General features: G+C 49.2%; 16 protein-coding genes and 1 pseudogene. 11 read left to right on the top strand and 6 right to left on the bottom strand.

What is annotated here, in order from left to right:
• Positions 1-208: 208 nt before the first annotated feature.
• The gene (gene umuC / locus AC6I8K_RS23445; protein WP_497827796.1) at positions 209-1483 is read right to left on the bottom strand and encodes a translesion error-prone DNA polymerase V subunit UmuC; all 1275 of its coding nucleotides are present in this window, start codon (positions 1481-1483) and stop codon (positions 209-211) included.
• Positions 1484-1491: 8 nt separating this feature from the next.
• The gene (gene umuD / locus AC6I8K_RS23440; protein WP_497827791.1) at positions 1492-1941 is read right to left on the bottom strand and encodes a translesion error-prone DNA polymerase V autoproteolytic subunit; all 450 of its coding nucleotides are present in this window, start codon (positions 1939-1941) and stop codon (positions 1492-1494) included.
• Positions 1942-2822: 881 nt separating this feature from the next.
• Between umuD and AC6I8K_RS23435 the strand changes: the two genes are divergently transcribed.
• Genes AC6I8K_RS23435 through cap3 form a run of 4 tightly spaced genes read left to right on the top strand, consistent with a single transcriptional unit; the run spans position 2823 to position 7447 of the window.
• On the top strand, positions 2823-3896 hold the full coding sequence (locus AC6I8K_RS23435; RefSeq protein ID WP_497827790.1) for a CBASS cGAMP-activated phospholipase: 1074 nt from the start codon (positions 2823-2825) through the stop codon (positions 3894-3896).
• On the top strand, positions 3893-5194 hold the full coding sequence (locus AC6I8K_RS23430; RefSeq protein ID WP_497827789.1) for a CBASS cGAMP synthase: 1302 nt from the start codon (positions 3893-3895) through the stop codon (positions 5192-5194). The genes AC6I8K_RS23435 and AC6I8K_RS23430 overlap by 4 nt, the downstream gene beginning before the upstream one ends.
• Positions 5194-6963 carry an E2/UBC family protein gene (locus tag AC6I8K_RS23425; RefSeq protein WP_497827788.1) on the top strand — a complete coding sequence of 590 codons (1770 nt, stop codon included), beginning with the start codon at positions 5194-5196 and terminating at the stop codon, positions 6961-6963. The genes AC6I8K_RS23430 and AC6I8K_RS23425 overlap by 1 nt, the downstream gene beginning before the upstream one ends.
• Positions 6950-7447 (top strand): CBASS system CD-NTase/cGAS isopeptidase Cap3, encoded by a 498-nt coding sequence (gene cap3 / locus AC6I8K_RS23420; protein ID WP_497827787.1) that lies wholly within the window; start codon positions 6950-6952, stop codon positions 7445-7447. Before AC6I8K_RS23425 ends, cap3 begins: the two co-directional genes overlap by 14 nt.
• Before the next feature lie 179 nt (positions 7448-7626).
• Here cap3 and AC6I8K_RS23415 read toward each other — a convergent pair whose 3' ends face one another.
• Positions 7627-7755 carry a hypothetical protein gene (locus AC6I8K_RS23415; RefSeq protein ID WP_497827797.1) on the bottom strand — a complete coding sequence of 43 codons (129 nt, stop codon included), beginning with the start codon at positions 7753-7755 and terminating at the stop codon, positions 7627-7629.
• Positions 7756-7785: 30 nt separating this feature from the next.
• Here AC6I8K_RS23415 and AC6I8K_RS23410 point away from each other — a divergent pair, with 30 nt between their 5' ends.
• Positions 7786-8025 (top strand): hypothetical protein, encoded by a 240-nt coding sequence (locus AC6I8K_RS23410; RefSeq protein WP_497827795.1) that lies wholly within the window; start codon positions 7786-7788, stop codon positions 8023-8025.
• A gap of 105 nt (positions 8026-8130) precedes the next feature.
• On the opposite strand, the gene AC6I8K_RS23405 is transcribed toward AC6I8K_RS23410, so the two are convergent.
• On the bottom strand, positions 8131-8346 hold the full coding sequence (locus AC6I8K_RS23405) for a YdgH/BhsA/McbA-like domain containing protein (protein WP_008102115.1): 216 nt from the start codon (positions 8344-8346) through the stop codon (positions 8131-8133).
• A gap of 1047 nt (positions 8347-9393) precedes the next feature.
• On the opposite strand from AC6I8K_RS23405, the gene AC6I8K_RS23400 reads away from it, so the two are divergent.
• From AC6I8K_RS23400 to AC6I8K_RS23375, 6 genes and pseudogenes are all read left to right on the top strand, one after another.
• Complete coding sequence (locus AC6I8K_RS23400) at positions 9394-9900, top strand: DUF1281 domain-containing protein (RefSeq protein ID WP_497827794.1); 507 nt, start codon at positions 9394-9396, stop codon at positions 9898-9900.
• Positions 9869-10189, top strand: coding sequence for a DUF1281 family ferredoxin-like fold protein (locus tag AC6I8K_RS23395; RefSeq protein ID WP_497827786.1), 321 nt, complete (start codon positions 9869-9871; stop codon positions 10187-10189). The genes AC6I8K_RS23400 and AC6I8K_RS23395 overlap by 32 nt, the downstream gene beginning before the upstream one ends.
• Positions 10190-10423: 234 nt before the next feature.
• Positions 10424-10984 (top strand): annotated as a pseudogene (locus tag AC6I8K_RS23390) (DNA methyltransferase); the annotation flags it as partial.
• Between the two features lie 13 nt (positions 10985-10997).
• A complete protein-coding gene (locus AC6I8K_RS23385; protein ID WP_497827785.1) occupies positions 10998-11231 on the top strand; it encodes a hypothetical protein in 234 nt (77 codons plus the stop codon).
• Positions 11232-11689: 458 nt separating this feature from the next.
• Positions 11690-12127 (top strand): antirestriction protein, encoded by a 438-nt coding sequence (locus AC6I8K_RS23380; protein WP_497827784.1) that lies wholly within the window; start codon positions 11690-11692, stop codon positions 12125-12127.
• Positions 12128-12174: 47 nt separating this feature from the next.
• Positions 12175-12477, top strand: coding sequence for a hypothetical protein (locus AC6I8K_RS23375; RefSeq protein ID WP_497827783.1), 303 nt, complete (start codon positions 12175-12177; stop codon positions 12475-12477).
• A 259-nt stretch (positions 12478-12736) separates the two neighbouring features.
• Here AC6I8K_RS23375 and AC6I8K_RS23370 read toward each other — a convergent pair whose 3' ends face one another.
• Positions 12737-13444, bottom strand: coding sequence for an HNH endonuclease (locus tag AC6I8K_RS23370; RefSeq protein ID WP_497827782.1), 708 nt, complete (start codon positions 13442-13444; stop codon positions 12737-12739).
• A complete protein-coding gene (locus AC6I8K_RS23365) occupies positions 13434-14771 on the bottom strand; it encodes an AAA family ATPase (protein WP_497827781.1) in 1338 nt (445 codons plus the stop codon). Before AC6I8K_RS23365 ends, AC6I8K_RS23370 begins: the two co-directional genes overlap by 11 nt.
• Between the last annotated feature and the right edge of the window lie 664 nt (positions 14772-15435).

Below are 15435 nucleotides of genomic sequence, written 5' to 3'. Positions count from 1 at the left end.
TAAGCAGTGAAGGGCTGACTCTATTTGATCACTTCAAATGCAAAAGTGGTGATGAGAATTTCAGAAAATAACCCATCAAATATTGAACGTAACTTATTATATATAATGGATATTATTTAAATATTTCAATCTGAAATTCCCGGTATTCATCGCGATTGATGCTGCAAAAATGCCTCATTTAGCCGGATAAATTATGGTATGCTTACCCTCAATATACTTTTGCTAAAGGAATATCTTTCCAATTTGTTGTCCATGCCGGGGACAACATTTCTCTTTTCATCTTCCATTCTGTATTAATGCCCTGCCCCGCAAACCACACGTTGCCAAGCCCGGACTGATTAATACCGTCCAGCACCTTCATCAGCTGTGCACTGTTTTTTCTCGGCTGATCTTCATCGAACAGATTCAGCTGGCTGACGCCATACGGTGTGAAGTCATCAAGCATGATGCCTGCCGTCATATAGCGGCGACCTTCAAGCCATATACGGTCCAGCGAACGCATGACCACCTCAATCACGTCACGCGTATCCTGCGTTGGTCGCGGGAGCTTCTCGCCGGTGCTGTTGCCGTAAAACACCTCATCCGTCACGTGCGGTGAAGTACGTATAAACACGCCCACGTGCCTGCAGAACTGCCGCTCTTTCCTCAGCTTCTCCGCTGCGCGCGTCGCGTACTGGCAGAGCGCCTCCTGCATAGCCACCTTGGTGGTAATGCGTTCGCCAAAAGAGCGGCTGGAAACGATCTGCTGCTTCGCCGGCGGCAACTCCTCGAGCGGAATGCACGATTCGCCGTTGAGTTCGCGCACGGTTCGCTCGAGAACGACGCTGAAGTTTTTGCGTATTAGGGCAGGGTGCGCACGCGCCAGTTGCAGGGCGTTTTCAATTCCCATCAGGTTGAGACGCTTGCCGATGCGACGACCCACGCCCCAGATTTCCTCGACAGGCTGATTCAGAAGAAGGGTTTCAGTTCGTTTAGGATTTTTTGACGTAAGCGCCAGTACGCCCCGGAACTGCTTCCATTCTTTGCTGGCCCATTGTGCGCTTTTCGCCAGCGTCTTGGTCGGACCCATACCCACGCCGACGGTCAGGCCAGTTATATTAAGCACATGCGCACGCAGGCGACGGCCGAAATCTTCGAAGTCTTCGCAGCCGTCAATGCCGGTAAGGTCTAGGAACATTTCATCAATGGAGTACTGCTCAACTCTAGGTGTCATCTCTTCAAGTGCTGTCATCACGCGCTGCGACATGCTGTGGTACAGCGCGTAATTCGAACTGAAAACATGTACGCGTTCTGGATAGTCTTGGGTTTTTATCTGGAACCACGGCGCGCCCATTTTGATGCCGAGCTTTTTGGCGCCGGCGCTGCGCGCGATGACGCAACCATCGTTGTTGCTGAGCACTACTATCGGTTTCCCGCGAAGATCAGGGCGGAAGAGCGCCTCACAGCTCGCATAAAACGAGTTCACATCTGCCAGACCGAACATTGGCATAGCTACCTCCGGCGCGCACGCGTGCTGTTAAAAAACCAGGTGACTACGCCAAGCAGCTGGAGCTCTTCCGGATAAATTACGGGGTAGGCTGGATTCATGGGAAGCAGAGCAAGGCACGGCTGCAGCTGCAGGCGCTTGACCGTGAACTCGTAGTCTACTTCCGCAATGACGATGTCGTGGTGCGCTGCCTCTTCTGCCCGATCAACCACCATGACGTCGCCATCAAACAGGCCGAGATCCTGCATGCTGTTGCCGCTGGCGCGCACGAAGAACGTCGACGCGCGCCGGCGAATGCAGAGCTCGTTGAGGTCGAGCTCTTTTTCAACGTAATCCTGTGCAGGGGAGGGAAAGCCGGCCGCGCAGGGCTCTGCGTAAAGCGGCACGCGTATTCTGGGAGTAAAAATGGGGGGCCAGAGCAGAGTGAGATCCGCAGAACATGCTGCCTGTTTCATAGAGCAGCCCTCTGCAGATGATCCGGCGATAAAGCGATTGCTATCTGTACGTCACGCATAAAAATCCTCCTCAAAATGATACTGTTTTTATATACAGTATTATTGAGGCGGATTTGTCTGGCAAGTCCCCTAAGTTGAATGATCGTCGTTTAGCCACTCATCTGCCTGAATGGCGACCAGTTTTATTTTCCTGAGACGTCGGCGGTCATTTTCCGGAAGCTTTAGCAGCCCGTGGTCTTTGCTGAAATGATCGGAATTAAGTGTGAATTCAATCTTTAGCCTAAGGATGACGGCGTCAGCTGGGTATCAGTGGTTTGAAGCTATATCTGGCAGCTTCATGCCGCATAGAGGTATCAGAAAGAAGTCTGTGCAGTTCACGCTAGCCAGGTTATTTCTGGAAGAAATGTTCTTACAGGTACGAGACGTCCGCTATGTGCCAGAAGCGACGTTATAGGCGAGCGGATAGCTTTCGGCAACATAAACTTGCATAAATCTAAACCTTCAAAGATTTCTGAGCGAGCCTACACTTTGATTTATACCAACATTCTGATAACAGCTTTACAACGCAGGCGCATAGTCTGGCTAGTGATAGCCAACTCCAAGGCCAGCAGGTCGAGGCTATGGTTAAATCATTTGAAATGCTCCTTTAATCCTTGATATATGCCTGCATTGCTCAGGTTAGTATGTTTATCTCTCACATCAATGAGAATTGTTCTTCACCACATTTCCAGCCATGAAATTTAGTTATTTTAGCGGCATCGGTCACTTTTAAATCTCAATTCAGAACTCTTAACCTTTTTGATGAATACTGGTTATTTGTACATTGAAAAAACATTTAAAAAACAGTTTTAATAATCATTATTTATGTTTGGGAGTCGGCAATGTCTGATGTAAGCGTGGTTCAAAACCCTAGAGTGAGAATACTTAGTCTAAATGGGGGAGGGGCAAGGGGAATGTTCACTATCAGTGTGCTTGCCGAGATTGAACGAATACTTATGAACAAATACCCCGAGCAGCAAATCAGGATTGGTGAATATTTTGATCTCATAACAGGTACATCCATCGGCGGGATTTTAGCCTTAGGCTTGGCATCCGGAAAGAGTGCCCGCGAACTCGAAAGTGTATTTTTAGAGAGAGCACATGAAATATTCCCAACGAGATGGCCGGTAGTAAACCTGATTAAATCGATTTTCGCACCTATTTACAGCAGTTCGCCGCTTCGCAAAACGATTGAATCGATGATTGGGGCAGAAACTACCTTTAACGATCTAACACGACGAGTGATGATTCCTGCGGTAAACCTCACGTCAGGAAAACCGCAGATTTTCAAAACTCCCCACAATCCTGAATTTACCCGCGACGGAACGCTGAAATTGATTGATGCCGCACTTGCGACATCCGCAGCCCCAACTTTCTTCGCTCCACATCACTGTAAAGAGCTAGGTGCGCATTTTGCTGATGGGGGTTTAGTCGCAAACAACCCCAGCTACATTGCTCTTCTAGAAGTATTTAAGGACTTAAAGCCAAACTCAGATGTTAACCACAAAGACATACATATTCTTAATATTGGTACCGTTGGTGAAGAGTATTCGCTAAATCCGAAACAGCTTAGCAGGCAGGGGTGGAACGGATACATTCGTCTCTGGGGGGGCGGTAAAAGACTGGTGCTATCAACCATGACAGCTAACCAACACCTGCATAGAAATATGCTCCTGCGAGAGCTCGCGTATAACAACGCTTCAGAAAATTATAACTGTATTGATGAGACTATCCCCAATGAGGCCGCAGGTGAAATCACTCTTGACAACGCGTCGAAGAGTTCTCTGGAAAATCTAAGGGCTAGGGGCAAGCAGCTAGCGCATACACACTTCGCTCAGAATCAGAAATTGAAGCAATTTTTCAATGCCATTGCAGAACCTTTTGAACGTACAACAGCGCAGGAGTTATTTCAATGATCTGGGACTTCAACAACTATTACAGCCACAATGTTGATGGTTTAATCAGTAAACTGAAACTAAGTGAAGCTGAATCAGATACGCTGAAAGCGCTTCGCCAAAAAGTACGTGAAAGAACCAGAGATGTTTTTCAAGAAGCGCGTACTGTTGCATCAGACGTTAGAAAATACACACTGACATTCGAAGATGTTAAATCGAAGCTTGTTCATACCAACGTTCGCTATCTATCTTCTACCGATCAGGCACAAGTAGCGCGATTAATTTTTGAAATGGAGGACGGGGCCCGTGATGACTTCATTAAATACCAGCCAAGGTTCTGGACGCAGGGGAGCTTTCAGTACGATACGCTGAATCGGCCTTTTCATCCTGGACAGGAAATGGATATTGATGACGGGACTTACATGCCAATGACTGTATTCGAATCAGGGCCACGAATTGGTTATACCCTACTCCTTCTGCTCGTTGATACGTCGCTTAAATCACTGGAAGCTGAAAACGACGGGTGGATTTTTGAAGAAAAAAACACTTGCGGTCGCATTAAAATCCCTCGTGAAAAAACGCACATAGATGTGCCTATGTATGCGATTCCCAAAGATCAGTTTCAAAGCAAACACACGGCAGCCGATTCAGCACATCTTATAAAAGCTAATAACTCTATTTTTGAATCAGCCGCTATGGACCAGTCTGTGCGTGAAGCCTACCTCGTTGAGTCCGACAAAGTGAACCTGGCATTGCGCGATGGACCGAAGAGGTGGGCAATAAGTGACCCTAAAATTGTCGAGGACTGGTTTAAGGACAACAGTAATCGCATCGGGAATCATCTTCGTTCAATTTGCCGGTTTATGAAAGCATGGCGAGACGCCCAGTGGGAAGTTGGAGGCCCTTCTTCGATTAGTCTGATGACTGCAGTAGTGAATATTCTCGATAGAGAGATTCACAAAGGCTCGGACCTGACTGGGACAATGAAGCTCGTTGCTAGGTTGTTACCTGACGAATTCTGTAACGGGCTGAAAAGCCCGGATGATACAGATGAAAAGCTGTTATTCCCAGCTGAGCAAGATCACGATCTGCATCAGAGAACAATCGTGGAAGCAATGAGAAGTCTGCACGGAATTTTACTCGAGGCGGAGCGTTCGGTAAACCGAGAACAGGCCTTACTCAAGATGAATGAAGCCTTTGGCAAACGAGTGACAAATGCGGCTTTAATCACCTCAATTGCTGCGGCTCCGGCATTCCAATCTTTCCCTTCGAAAGAGTCTGAGCCTGTGAAGATCAATAACACTATGGTAAGCGGCTGATGGAAGATGGCCAACTACATCATATAATGACCAAGTGCGGGTATCGGTACTCGCACGCACGCACGCTGCCAGAAGAAGCTGTTCTGTATAGTCGGGAGCGTAGAAAGGGATACTATACAAAAGAATACGAGACTGATGCAGGTAGTTTTCACATTGCTTTGGTTATCCCCTCAGATCCGTTTATTGAACTACCAACTGCCTGCATCTGTGAACTCCCTAAGCAGTTCATGGACTGCCTCCTGCCTCATACCTACCAAGGAATGATTCTGTGCTACGTCGAACAGATGGAAGCGGACTGGAATTCAAACGATTTGGAAGGTACATACAGAGCTGTTGATGCACAGATACAAAACACGCTTGTTAATGCGGTATTAGCGGCGACAGAAGGCGTCAATGTCAGGCGGGAGCTGGCAGGCGAGTTTGCCGTTTACTGGGAACCCAGTGAGAATCTCTACATTCTTTCGAATGCCAGCCGGGGCACCAGACTCAAAACTCGAGTATCTCAAACAAGTAATGCTGACGGAACTATGCGGCTTGAATACTTAACAATTGAAGAATCTTCTTCGGAGGACTCGGAAAAAGTTATTACAAAATGGCTTAATCAACGATATCTTCGCCGCAATTCCATGAAAAAATACATAATCAGCACCCATTACGTTTCAGTAAACCCTAGACGTTTAGCAGGGATGAAATGGCCACCAGAGTCATTTCGTAACTTATTGGATTGGCTTAAAAAAACAGATCATAATGCTAGAGATAGGGTTGTTGAGCATATTAAATCTGAGAGCAAGGAAAGATTTATATTTCTTTTTGATATTGCCGATCAGGATATTTTTGCTGTTTATGTAGAATTTAACTCCCTATTTTTAGAATTTAGAAATCGCAATAAGTTTTCGAAAAACGCCATTTCCAAACTCGCCTCCATGTTGGGTGGAAAAAACGCCTGCACCACATTCAAAAGACTTGGGGTCGTACGTGCAGACATTGCCACTCTCCTTAGCCGAAACTCTCGACGGAAAGGGATAGAAAGCCTAGATGCAAAACGTATCGCCCTCATAGGCTGCGGGACGATTGGCGGTTATGTTGCAGAGTTATTGCTTCGTAACGGTGCTGGGTGTGGGGAAGGTTATCTGCATCTCTATGACAATGATATATATGACCCAAGTAATTTCGGTCGCCACACATTGTCATCAATTAATTTCGGATGTTATAAGTCCACCTCGCTTATGAAGCGACTCAAAGACTCTGTACATCTGGAAACAAAAATTACGGGTTTTGAAAATCAATTTCCTATCAAATCAGTCACAATGCAGAATTACGATATCATTATCGACGCTACAGGCCGACCTCCAGTATCAAAGCGTATAGCTTCTATTGTAAGAAGTATTCCACTAGAGCACCGGCCAATTATTATTCATGCGTTTAATGATGGTAATGGTCGGGTTGCAAAGGTTTTCATTGATGATGGCAGAAGCTGTTACGGATGTATGATTTCAGATCCCGCTAAATATCGTGATGGTGTCGACTCACGATTTTATGAACTTGATGCATCAAGTGAAAAAATCAAAAGTTGTGGAAAAACTTATACTCCCTATGATGCAGCCGTGAGCAGTATTACAGCATCTCTTACCCAAATGGCTGTACTCAATACCCTGGAGCCTGACCTGCAATGGACCTACAGTGAGCACCTGCTTAACGGTGGCCGCTCATTTAAACCTCAAATACTGAAACGTCAGTCTACCTGCCTGATATGCTATGAACATTCCTGAACTTGTATTTAAAGACGCTCAGGGTAATCATCTGGTAATTATGAGCTCAGTACTCCGAAAACTTTACTTTTATCGTCAGGTTCACCAAAAGAGTACCGAAGCAGGGGGAGTTTTAATAGGAGAGCGCCGGGGAAATCACATCGTCATCACTGATATTTCAGAACCCGGCTTTGAGGATATTCGATCACGACACCAGATTACAAGAAAAGGCGAACACCATCAGCATAAAGTGGACGAGTCATTTCAAACTTCTGATGGCTATCTTGTCTATCTAGGGGAGTGGCATACTCATCCTGAGGATCATCCTTATCCATCCAAATTGGACATCAATTCTTGGCATGCCGGACTTAACACTACTAAGCCAATGGTTATGCTTATCATTGGTAGAATTGGCGTTTGGGCAGGGCAGAAGCATGGAAATAGAATTAAAAAATTGCATAGAATCAGCGATGAAAATGACAGGCATTTGATAGGCTTGCCTTGAATGTAAATTATACAAATTTAGTTTCTCTGACCTACTGGTTTCCACATTGATTAACACTAGCGATATTAGTGAAACTACTTAGCAGTAAAAAAACGGAGAGTTTCCTCTGTTCGCTCAAAACTGCCACTAAGTTCCAACCACGATGAAAGCCTACAGCGGTTCAGTGAAGCACTTTAATGTTAGAAGAGAGCATCCGGTAAGATCACTTGAGGATAAGCAGAATGCTTCTGGAAAAGCTCAGGTTGCTGGAATGCAGCCTTCACGATGACAGGCGAAACGAACGGGAGTGTCTTGAGCGGATTCTCCATTCTGAATTCCTGGAAATCACACGATCAGGCGTGATGGTTGACCGTTCAGAGACGATCACGTCGCTATTAAACGAGAAAACTGCATCGCCTATTATCAGCATTAATTTCCGACTCACCGAAATGGGGGGATGCTGCGCCATGCTTCACTACCGGACGTCTAATGCTGACGGCAGTCGTCCTGGATTGCGCTCTTCCTGCTGGCTGTATTCGGATAAAGGGCATTGGACTCTGGTTTTTCACCAGGGAACGCCAGCTGAAGGCACTGCTTAGGTTCGCTGCTGAGATGTTCTGTTCAATTTGCCTGTATAACGGTTCAGATACAAAAAAGGTCGCCCGTGGGCGACCTTTCCTGGCACTTCCTTTTGCGACCATCCGTTATTTGTACAGCTCAGCGGTCATGTGAACGACGTTGCCATTGCTGGCCTCAATGATTTTGTATTGTGCGCCTTGCTGCTGAGCCTGCGCGGCGATTTTAGCCTCGGCACCGTCCATAGTCAGGGACGTTGCGGTAACGCTCTGCGCGAAGCTGGCTGCTGACATCAGTGAAAGAGCGGCAACGGCGGCGATAGACATAGCTTTAATGGTTTTCATGGTCTTTATCCTTGGTTTGTATGGTTGAAAGCGCGTTTGCTTTCGATGGGATAATGATAACCATAGTTACTATTACCTAATTAACAATAAGTGCTGGTATTGTGATCGCGCTAACTATTTCGGCAATAGGTGTACTCGATGATCGGTTCGACGGTGGGTTATTATGTTTAATGTGGAGAACCCCCCCCTATAGCTATCATTTTGGCGTTCGTTTTTCTCTCTTTGCGGGCATTAGCCTCACGTCAATCCTCTTTGTACCTTTAACGAATCCGCATCACTTAGTCGCGACCAGTTTTATTTTCCAGAGACCTCGGCCGTCATTTTCTGAAGCATCTGCAGCATAAGGTCCTTGCTGAGCTGATCGGACTTCAGCGCGCCGGCATAAGGTTGATAAGCGACAGCGTGACAGTGGCCATCGCCACGGATCGCTTTACGCGCTCTGCATTCTCGTAGTCTTTGTACGTGCGAAGGCTTACCCCAAGTTCTGCGGCAGCCTTGTCCCGGCTCCAGAGCCTCAGTTGCCTACCAGTCATGTTCCTTCTCCTTACCTGACAGCTTCACTTCATTTTCTAAAAAAGTGCAAAAACTGCACCTTTTTATAAATTGTCTACTCTCTCTTATTTCATTCTTTGATCCCGTTCGCACGCTTCACCACAGCGCTGTAAAGGCCGGCGCCCGATCCTAAATACGCCATGCAAGCTCCCTCTGTGCCATCGGGCCCGCACCTCGCCTTCACCTTAGCCGGGCCGCTGCGCCGGCAAGGGGTCTGTCGTCACCCGTTCCCCGCCGTACGCGGGACATTCAGTCCGCTCCGGCGGCGCATGCGGCTTCCTCCCTCGCCCGTTGCCTGCTCCGCTTTGCGCCCGGCTTCCGTGGCGGCACGGTGCAGATGGTGCCGTGCAACCCTTAACGGAGGAGTCAACATGCCAAAACTGGTGCGCCATCAGGCTTCGGGTTTCAGGCTCGGAGAATCACGTGAAAAATGCACGAGCGCTGATTGAAGGTGGGGAGGGCGTTTAGCCCTACGCGCGGACGGCTGCAGAAGGGATCCAGCTCTTTCTGGCGGGCTGTGCCGGGCTGCTGCGCCCGGTGGAAGCGACGGACTATGCGCCGTATCCCGCTCTAGTGAAGGGGACGGGAAGCGATACTCCGCAGAACCGCGCTTTTACGCAGTGGGTGGCGCAGCTGCGTGCCGGCGCAGAGCTGATGCCGGAAATTTGCAACAAGCTGCACGAACTGTGGCTGGCCAGCGGCCTGCAGCGCATGACGTGGTCATCGCTCTCTGCTGAGCAGCAGACGGTGATCGCCGGACTGTGGCAGATAAAGCAGGGTGACTGGCACTGGATGCGGGGTAATGACAGCCTCAGCGCTTCGTGGGACAGCCAGTGCCGCGAAGACGCGCTGCCGCTGCAGGCACTTCCGTTCGACATGCTGCAGCTGAGCCCGCCGCGTCTTGATGCGGAGATTAACGGATACAACGGACGCCTGCTCCACGGCGTGACGGACGGGTTTACCGACGTAGTTGAGCGCTGCGGCACACGCGCAGAATCTTGACGTGTCGCACGCCGAACTCATCACCCTTAACGCTGATTTTGATACGCCTTGGTCGCCTCCCTCGCCGGACGTGCTGTCTGCGCTGAGCGAGCGTTACGTCGTCACCGTTGAGCACTGGTATGCAGAGTCCGGCAGCAGCTACTGCGGATGGGCTGTTTATGAAGCGGGCTATCAGACCGAGGAGTGCTGCGACTCGCTGGAGTGGAGCGATGAGGAAGACGAGTTCGGGTTCAGTGAGGTGAACGGCCCGGCATGGATCATTGACAACGTGGCCAGCTACGGTGGCTGAACAGGAGGCGGCGGGCGCAGGCTCGCCGGACAGAAAATGAATGTATCCCCGACCATTGAAAAACTGATCGAGCACCTGCAGAAGTTTGCTCCCGACAAGCCCTGAGTGGGTCACTTCTGGATAGCTGAAGACTTAAAAGACGTGGCCCCGGAGCTCACGCCGGAGGAAGTGGTGGCCACCTTATCGCTCGCTGACAACACGCTCGACGCTGCGAACAGCCTCAACTGGTATTCACCTTACCTGGTTGGCTTTAAGGATCGTTCCGGCCGTTCGATTGCGAATGACGTAAACAGCGAATGGGTGCTGCCGGCAAGCCAGCAGATGTATCGGGTGCTCAAAGACGACAGCCTGGCGGTGAGCTTCTACGGCTGGAATCGCGTGGATATCTTTATGCAGGCGTGGAAGGCTGCAGGATTTCGCGTCGTTGGCCACCTGGTCTTTACCAAGCCCTAAGCCTCTAAGTCGGCGTTCGTCGGCTACCAGCACGAGAGCACGTACCTTCTGGCCAAAGGCCGTCCGCGGCTGCCGGCAAAGCCTCTCCCTGACGTCATGCCCTGGCAGTACACCGGCAACCGCCATCACCCGACCGAAAAGCCGGTCAGCGTCCTTCGCCCGCTGATTGAGACCTTCACGCAGCCCGGCGCCATTGTCCTTGACCCGTTTGCCGGCAGCGGTTCGACCTGCGTAGCTGCCCAGGAGTGCGGCCGCCGCTGGATAGGTATCGAGCTTCTTGAGGAGTACCACGCCGCCGGCCTGCGCCGCCTGTATGAACAACGCGCCGCGCGCGCGGCATAAGGGAGACAGATAAATGCTTAATGCAACAGAACATAACGCAGCCGATCGTCTGGCTCACGACGTGGCTGATATCGACGAGACGCTGACCGAGCTGTTTATGCGGATCCACGCAATGCGCCAGCGCTGGCCGCGGGACAGCGACGCGACCGCGGTGCTGCTGACTCTGATGGCAATAGACGATATCTGTGATTCCCTGAGGGATGCAGGCCGGCGCGCGGAACAGCTGCGGGGGTGCCTGCGCAGATGACAGAATTCCGCGGGGTGGTTGAAAAATGACCACTCCCGGATGCACCCTCTGACGCCTGGCCTGCATAAATGTATCCACAGGGTTCCGGGGCGGATATGCACTCCGGATGTGGACAAGACAAAAAGGATGTCGCGATGCTCCACCCCTCATGCACGCCGGCGGCGTGCGGGGACAAAACTCCGTGCGGTCTGCGGCCGGTGCCGTGACTTCACTTTAGCCCGGCCGCTGCGTGTTCAAGAGCCGCAGGCTCGTCTCCTCCCCCGTTCGCACTCTCTCCGGCACGCTTACTCCCGTCGCGCCTCCGCTCATGCTTCGCGTCTGCGCCGTCCGTAATCCCGCCTCCGTTCGCTTGCGCTGCGGCCTCGTCACCGCTCTTGAACACTCCGCTTTTCGCCGGGCTGTCATTCAGTCACGGCACAGGCCGGAACTGTTCACCACCCTGACTGCGGAGATTTCTGATGAATACGGCCACCCCTGCTTTTGAGTCCGTGCGCGTCCTTGACGGCTACGTGCGCCTGCGTTTCCTGCCCGTGCTGTTCGGCGATGATTTTATGCGCGCCGAAAACAACGTGTACCTGTACGCCAATCGTTACCTTGCGGACTACGACGGCGGCGTGTGGAACTTCGCGCTACTGCCGTCCGGCGGTGGCTTCATGAAGCCCGCAGCGGAGGAAACCTGGCGTTTCATTAACCCGGCAAATCACAGCGACGTGCGCCTGAGCAGCGAGGCGGCGGGCATCGTAATCACCTCTCTGGTGCTGAACCACCGCAGCTGGATGTATGACCGCCATGATGACACGGAGCTGTGCGCGCTTTACTGCCGCCGCCACCGCCTGCTGACCGACTGCGCCTTTGCCCACCCGGAAGCCGCCGCGATTTTTGCCGCGCTGGACTGATTAACCCACGGGGCGACACTGGCCGCCCCGCCAACAGGAGAATAAACATGATGCACGGTAACATTAAAGAAGTGTGTAACCACCTGATGGAATCATTCGGTGAAGACTGCCCGGTTGCTGTACTGGTCTGGACGCTGGAAGACGTGCTGGACAGCGCGGAATGCATGGATGTCACAGAAAAAGAGGCGGGCAGAGTTCTGGAATTCATCGCAGAGGATGGCGACCATCGCCGCTATGGCATCGGGCGGAACGAGATATGGGACATGCTGACAAAACTGCGAAAGGAGGAGGCGCAGGCGCGGGAAGTCACCATGTCCGCCAGCGCGCTGCCACAGGTGCTGTGCGTATAAGCAGCTTAAGGATGCGCAGAACGGTGAAGGAACAGCCAGAAGGCTCTGGCCACAGGAAATGGAAGCCATCAGAAATGTAATGAACGCATACAAAGACTGAACCCGTCCGGGGCTACCAGCACCGGATCGGTTTTATGTAATTTAACTGCTGCAACCGGCTGGCGGGGGTGTTTTAAACGCCCCGGCTAGACGATTGCCGGGACTTAAATGAGGACTAATGAAATGGGCTCATCGCATTCGATATACACTAAAAAAGAAGTTAATCTTTTTTCAGTTTTTTAACTAGCTCACTAACTATTTCATTAACTAAGGTTGGTATTTTTGCATGGTGGCACTCTGTGATTAAATATAAAAGATTAGCGCAACTTCCTTTTCTGGCTTTTAGTCGTTCAAGTCTGAATATTTTTTCTATTTTACTAATCCTGTTAAATTTAAGGAATCTTATCTGCTTCGCCCCTTTAGTTGTGAGGTGTTTATAGATCCAGCCTTTGGATATAAAAATGTGCTGAGAATAATTATCAAAGTGGGGGTGCACCCATCTGTATGAATTCGACGTGGATGGATAAGGAGAGCCAGCAGTTATTGGAGAGAAAAGAAAGGGGGCGACATTTTGTGTCCGTTTAAGCTTTTTCTTCAGATATTGTGAGTGCTGATTCTTAGCGGAATTGCACTCACTGCAAGATAAGGCTAGGTTGTAAACTTCATAGGTGAAATCGCTGAACAGCGCTTTTTCAACGATATGCTCAATGTCCGTATCAGGTACTAAACCGAGGAGGCGCCGGCAATAAGCGCAGCGACCCTCCTGACTAACCCGCAATTGATCTTTAAGGTGTTTCTTAAAAACGGGGACATTACCAGAGGTGTTCGCCCATTGCTTGCCATGTAGTTTGGCTTTTGTGATGTTTTTAGGGTAGTCGGGAGTAGGTGAGATGAATTCAAATCCTGCATCAATTTTATTATTCAGCATAGCTCATCACCGTATTGATAACCTCAATCATAGGGTCATTTTCAGACAGCGCTGCCTGTATCTTTTGGAGTTCAGGAATAAGTTTTTTGAACTCAGGTGTGTTTTCTTTATTGTCCTCAATTAAACTGACAGCTAGCTGTAATGTGTCTATGACGAAAAAATTCCTGCCAGTGGCTATCCCGAAGTGGTTAATTAATATTTCATCTGTAGATGCGCCGTAGAGAGATTCTTTTTCTTCTGAAGATTCCCCGTCCCGACTGAGGTCAATGACCAAGCAATTGTCTGTTACAGAGCTGACAATCAGTGGCGAGTGCGTAGATACTATTACATGAGATACTTCATAGTTAGTGAAGATTTCGCTAATTGCAGCGATGAATTCAATCTGCCATTGAGGGTGTAGGCTAACTTCGGGTTCATCAATCAGAACGATAGCAGCAGGCTCAACTGCAAACCCAAGTCCCAGAATTGAGATAAGCATGTTAAATTCGCCCGTACTCAAATCATAGACAGAAAATATCTCATCGGTTTTTAATGAGGTGACTTCAGCTCGGGTAATTCTGAAAAAATCAACCAACAATCCAAGTTTTATCATTCTACGTGTTTTGGGGCTTAACTTGCTAATTCCCTCCTCACTAAAATCAATCTTGAATGTTCTTCTGTATTCACTTTCTAAATCATCGAATTCTCTTTTACTGAATTCTTTCATTAGATAGTTAGCTAGATCGCTGTCAATTAATCGCTGCTTTTTAGATTCATTAGCAAAGTTGAGTGATGAGTAATGTACGCGGTCATGTAAGGAATCAAAACCAGAGCGTTGCTTATCTCGAGGCTCTGGTGAAACAATGAATGTTATTTGAGGTAGGAGATTTATTTTATTGAATGTATTTTTAAAAAAGCTGTCTTTTATTCTAGGTGTTTTTTTACTGGAAAATGCTTCCGATAGCATTGTTTCAAATGGCTGGCGACGGCTAATTATATTAGCGCCAGCCTTTTGTCCCAGGTAGGTGTAGCAATTAGGATTGGAAGGGGATTTTCCTCTGGCTTTTTTGAGAGGGTAGCGGTCAATTGATGCTCCGGAATATGCAATGACTTTAAAACTTTCTGGGTCATGGGTATGAAAGGTTACTTCCGGACGATCTACTTTTTCAGGTTCATCCATCATTGCATTTTCAGCGATTGTTTTTAAGATGATGCTCTTGTTGGACCCGTTTTTACCAGTGATTACTGTGTAAAACGGCCTGCTATTGTCATGTTCAGAACTTATCAAATCCAAATTTAGCACAGTGTTTTGATGCGTTTTTAATTGCACTGAGTTAACTTTGTTCATTTATATTCCTTTGCAAATGACGATGGGTTAATGGTGTTTTTTTATTTTGTTAATGGAAGTCATAAGGGTTGTCATAAAGTGCTTAGAATTAATTTGTGGTGAAACTGATTTGGCTTAAGTTAAGTGAATTCTAAGTTTCATTTTGGAAGGTTCTGTTTTTATCAATGAAAAGTCAACTTCCCGCCGTCAAAATACGTTTTAACAGCAACAGCAACAGCAACAATATGGCCCCCTTCGGCTCCCCGGCAAGCCGGGTCGTCGAGCCCTACTGCGCTAACCGGCAAAGCCGGTAAGCTCCGCCGGAACGCGAATGGTCGCGCTCCGTGCCTGACGGCTAGGGTCTGATGGCTGAGGTCAACGGCTGCTGTCGGCTTCGCCGTCGCTTTCACCGTCCCGGCAAACCCCCGCCGGGCCTTTAAGGTCAGCCCGCGGGGCGGTCTGAACGGTCCCTTCTGACGCTTCCCTGCATTCCGGCCAGCCCTTGCGCGGAGGGCTGGTCGTAGCACCGCCGGTTCAGGCAGAAAGGGGTGAAGTGCACGCCACCAAAAACTTTTCGCCAGGGGCCGCAAAAACTTTTTGTCGTCGCCCCTTTATGCCTTCACTTCGTCGTTGCTCCTTTGCCCTTTGCCGCGAAAGGCCAGACCGGAAAGAAGAAACCCGCGTC

The sequence above is a fragment of the Pantoea sp. X-Soil-ISGK-421 genome, assembly GCF_059730785.1.
Note: the sequence above shows the minus strand (reverse complement) of the source record. Positions and strands in the feature narration are given on the sequence as shown.

What these genes read in the sequence shown, in the direction of transcription:
- AC6I8K_RS23365 (WP_497827781.1), bottom strand. Translation starts at nt 14,771, where the DNA reads ATGAACAAAGTTAACTCAGTGCAATTAAAAACGCATCAAAACACTGTG.
- cap3 (WP_497827787.1), top strand. Translation starts at nt 6,950, where the DNA reads ATGAACATTCCTGAACTTGTATTTAAAGACGCTCAGGGTAATCATCTG.
- umuC (WP_497827796.1), bottom strand. Translation starts at nt 1,483, where the DNA reads ATGTTCGGTCTGGCAGATGTGAACTCGTTTTATGCGAGCTGTGAGGCG.
- AC6I8K_RS23385 (WP_497827785.1), top strand. Translation starts at nt 10,998, where the DNA reads ATGCTTAATGCAACAGAACATAACGCAGCCGATCGTCTGGCTCACGAC.
- AC6I8K_RS23380 (WP_497827784.1), top strand. Translation starts at nt 11,690, where the DNA reads ATGAATACGGCCACCCCTGCTTTTGAGTCCGTGCGCGTCCTTGACGGC.
- AC6I8K_RS23370 (WP_497827782.1), bottom strand. Translation starts at nt 13,444, where the DNA reads ATGCTGAATAATAAAATTGATGCAGGATTTGAATTCATCTCACCTACT.
- AC6I8K_RS23375 (WP_497827783.1), top strand. Translation starts at nt 12,175, where the DNA reads ATGATGCACGGTAACATTAAAGAAGTGTGTAACCACCTGATGGAATCA.
- AC6I8K_RS23415 (WP_497827797.1), bottom strand. Translation starts at nt 7,755, where the DNA reads ATGGAGAATCCGCTCAAGACACTCCCGTTCGTTTCGCCTGTCATCGTG.
- AC6I8K_RS23425 (WP_497827788.1), top strand. Translation starts at nt 5,194, where the DNA reads ATGGAAGATGGCCAACTACATCATATAATGACCAAGTGCGGGTATCGG.
- AC6I8K_RS23405 (WP_008102115.1), bottom strand. Translation starts at nt 8,346, where the DNA reads ATGAAAACCATTAAAGCTATGTCTATCGCCGCCGTTGCCGCTCTTTCA.
- AC6I8K_RS23430 (WP_497827789.1), top strand. Translation starts at nt 3,893, where the DNA reads ATGATCTGGGACTTCAACAACTATTACAGCCACAATGTTGATGGTTTA.
- umuD (WP_497827791.1), bottom strand. Translation starts at nt 1,941, where the DNA reads ATGAAACAGGCAGCATGTTCTGCGGATCTCACTCTGCTCTGGCCCCCC.
- AC6I8K_RS23435 (WP_497827790.1), top strand. Translation starts at nt 2,823, where the DNA reads ATGTCTGATGTAAGCGTGGTTCAAAACCCTAGAGTGAGAATACTTAGT.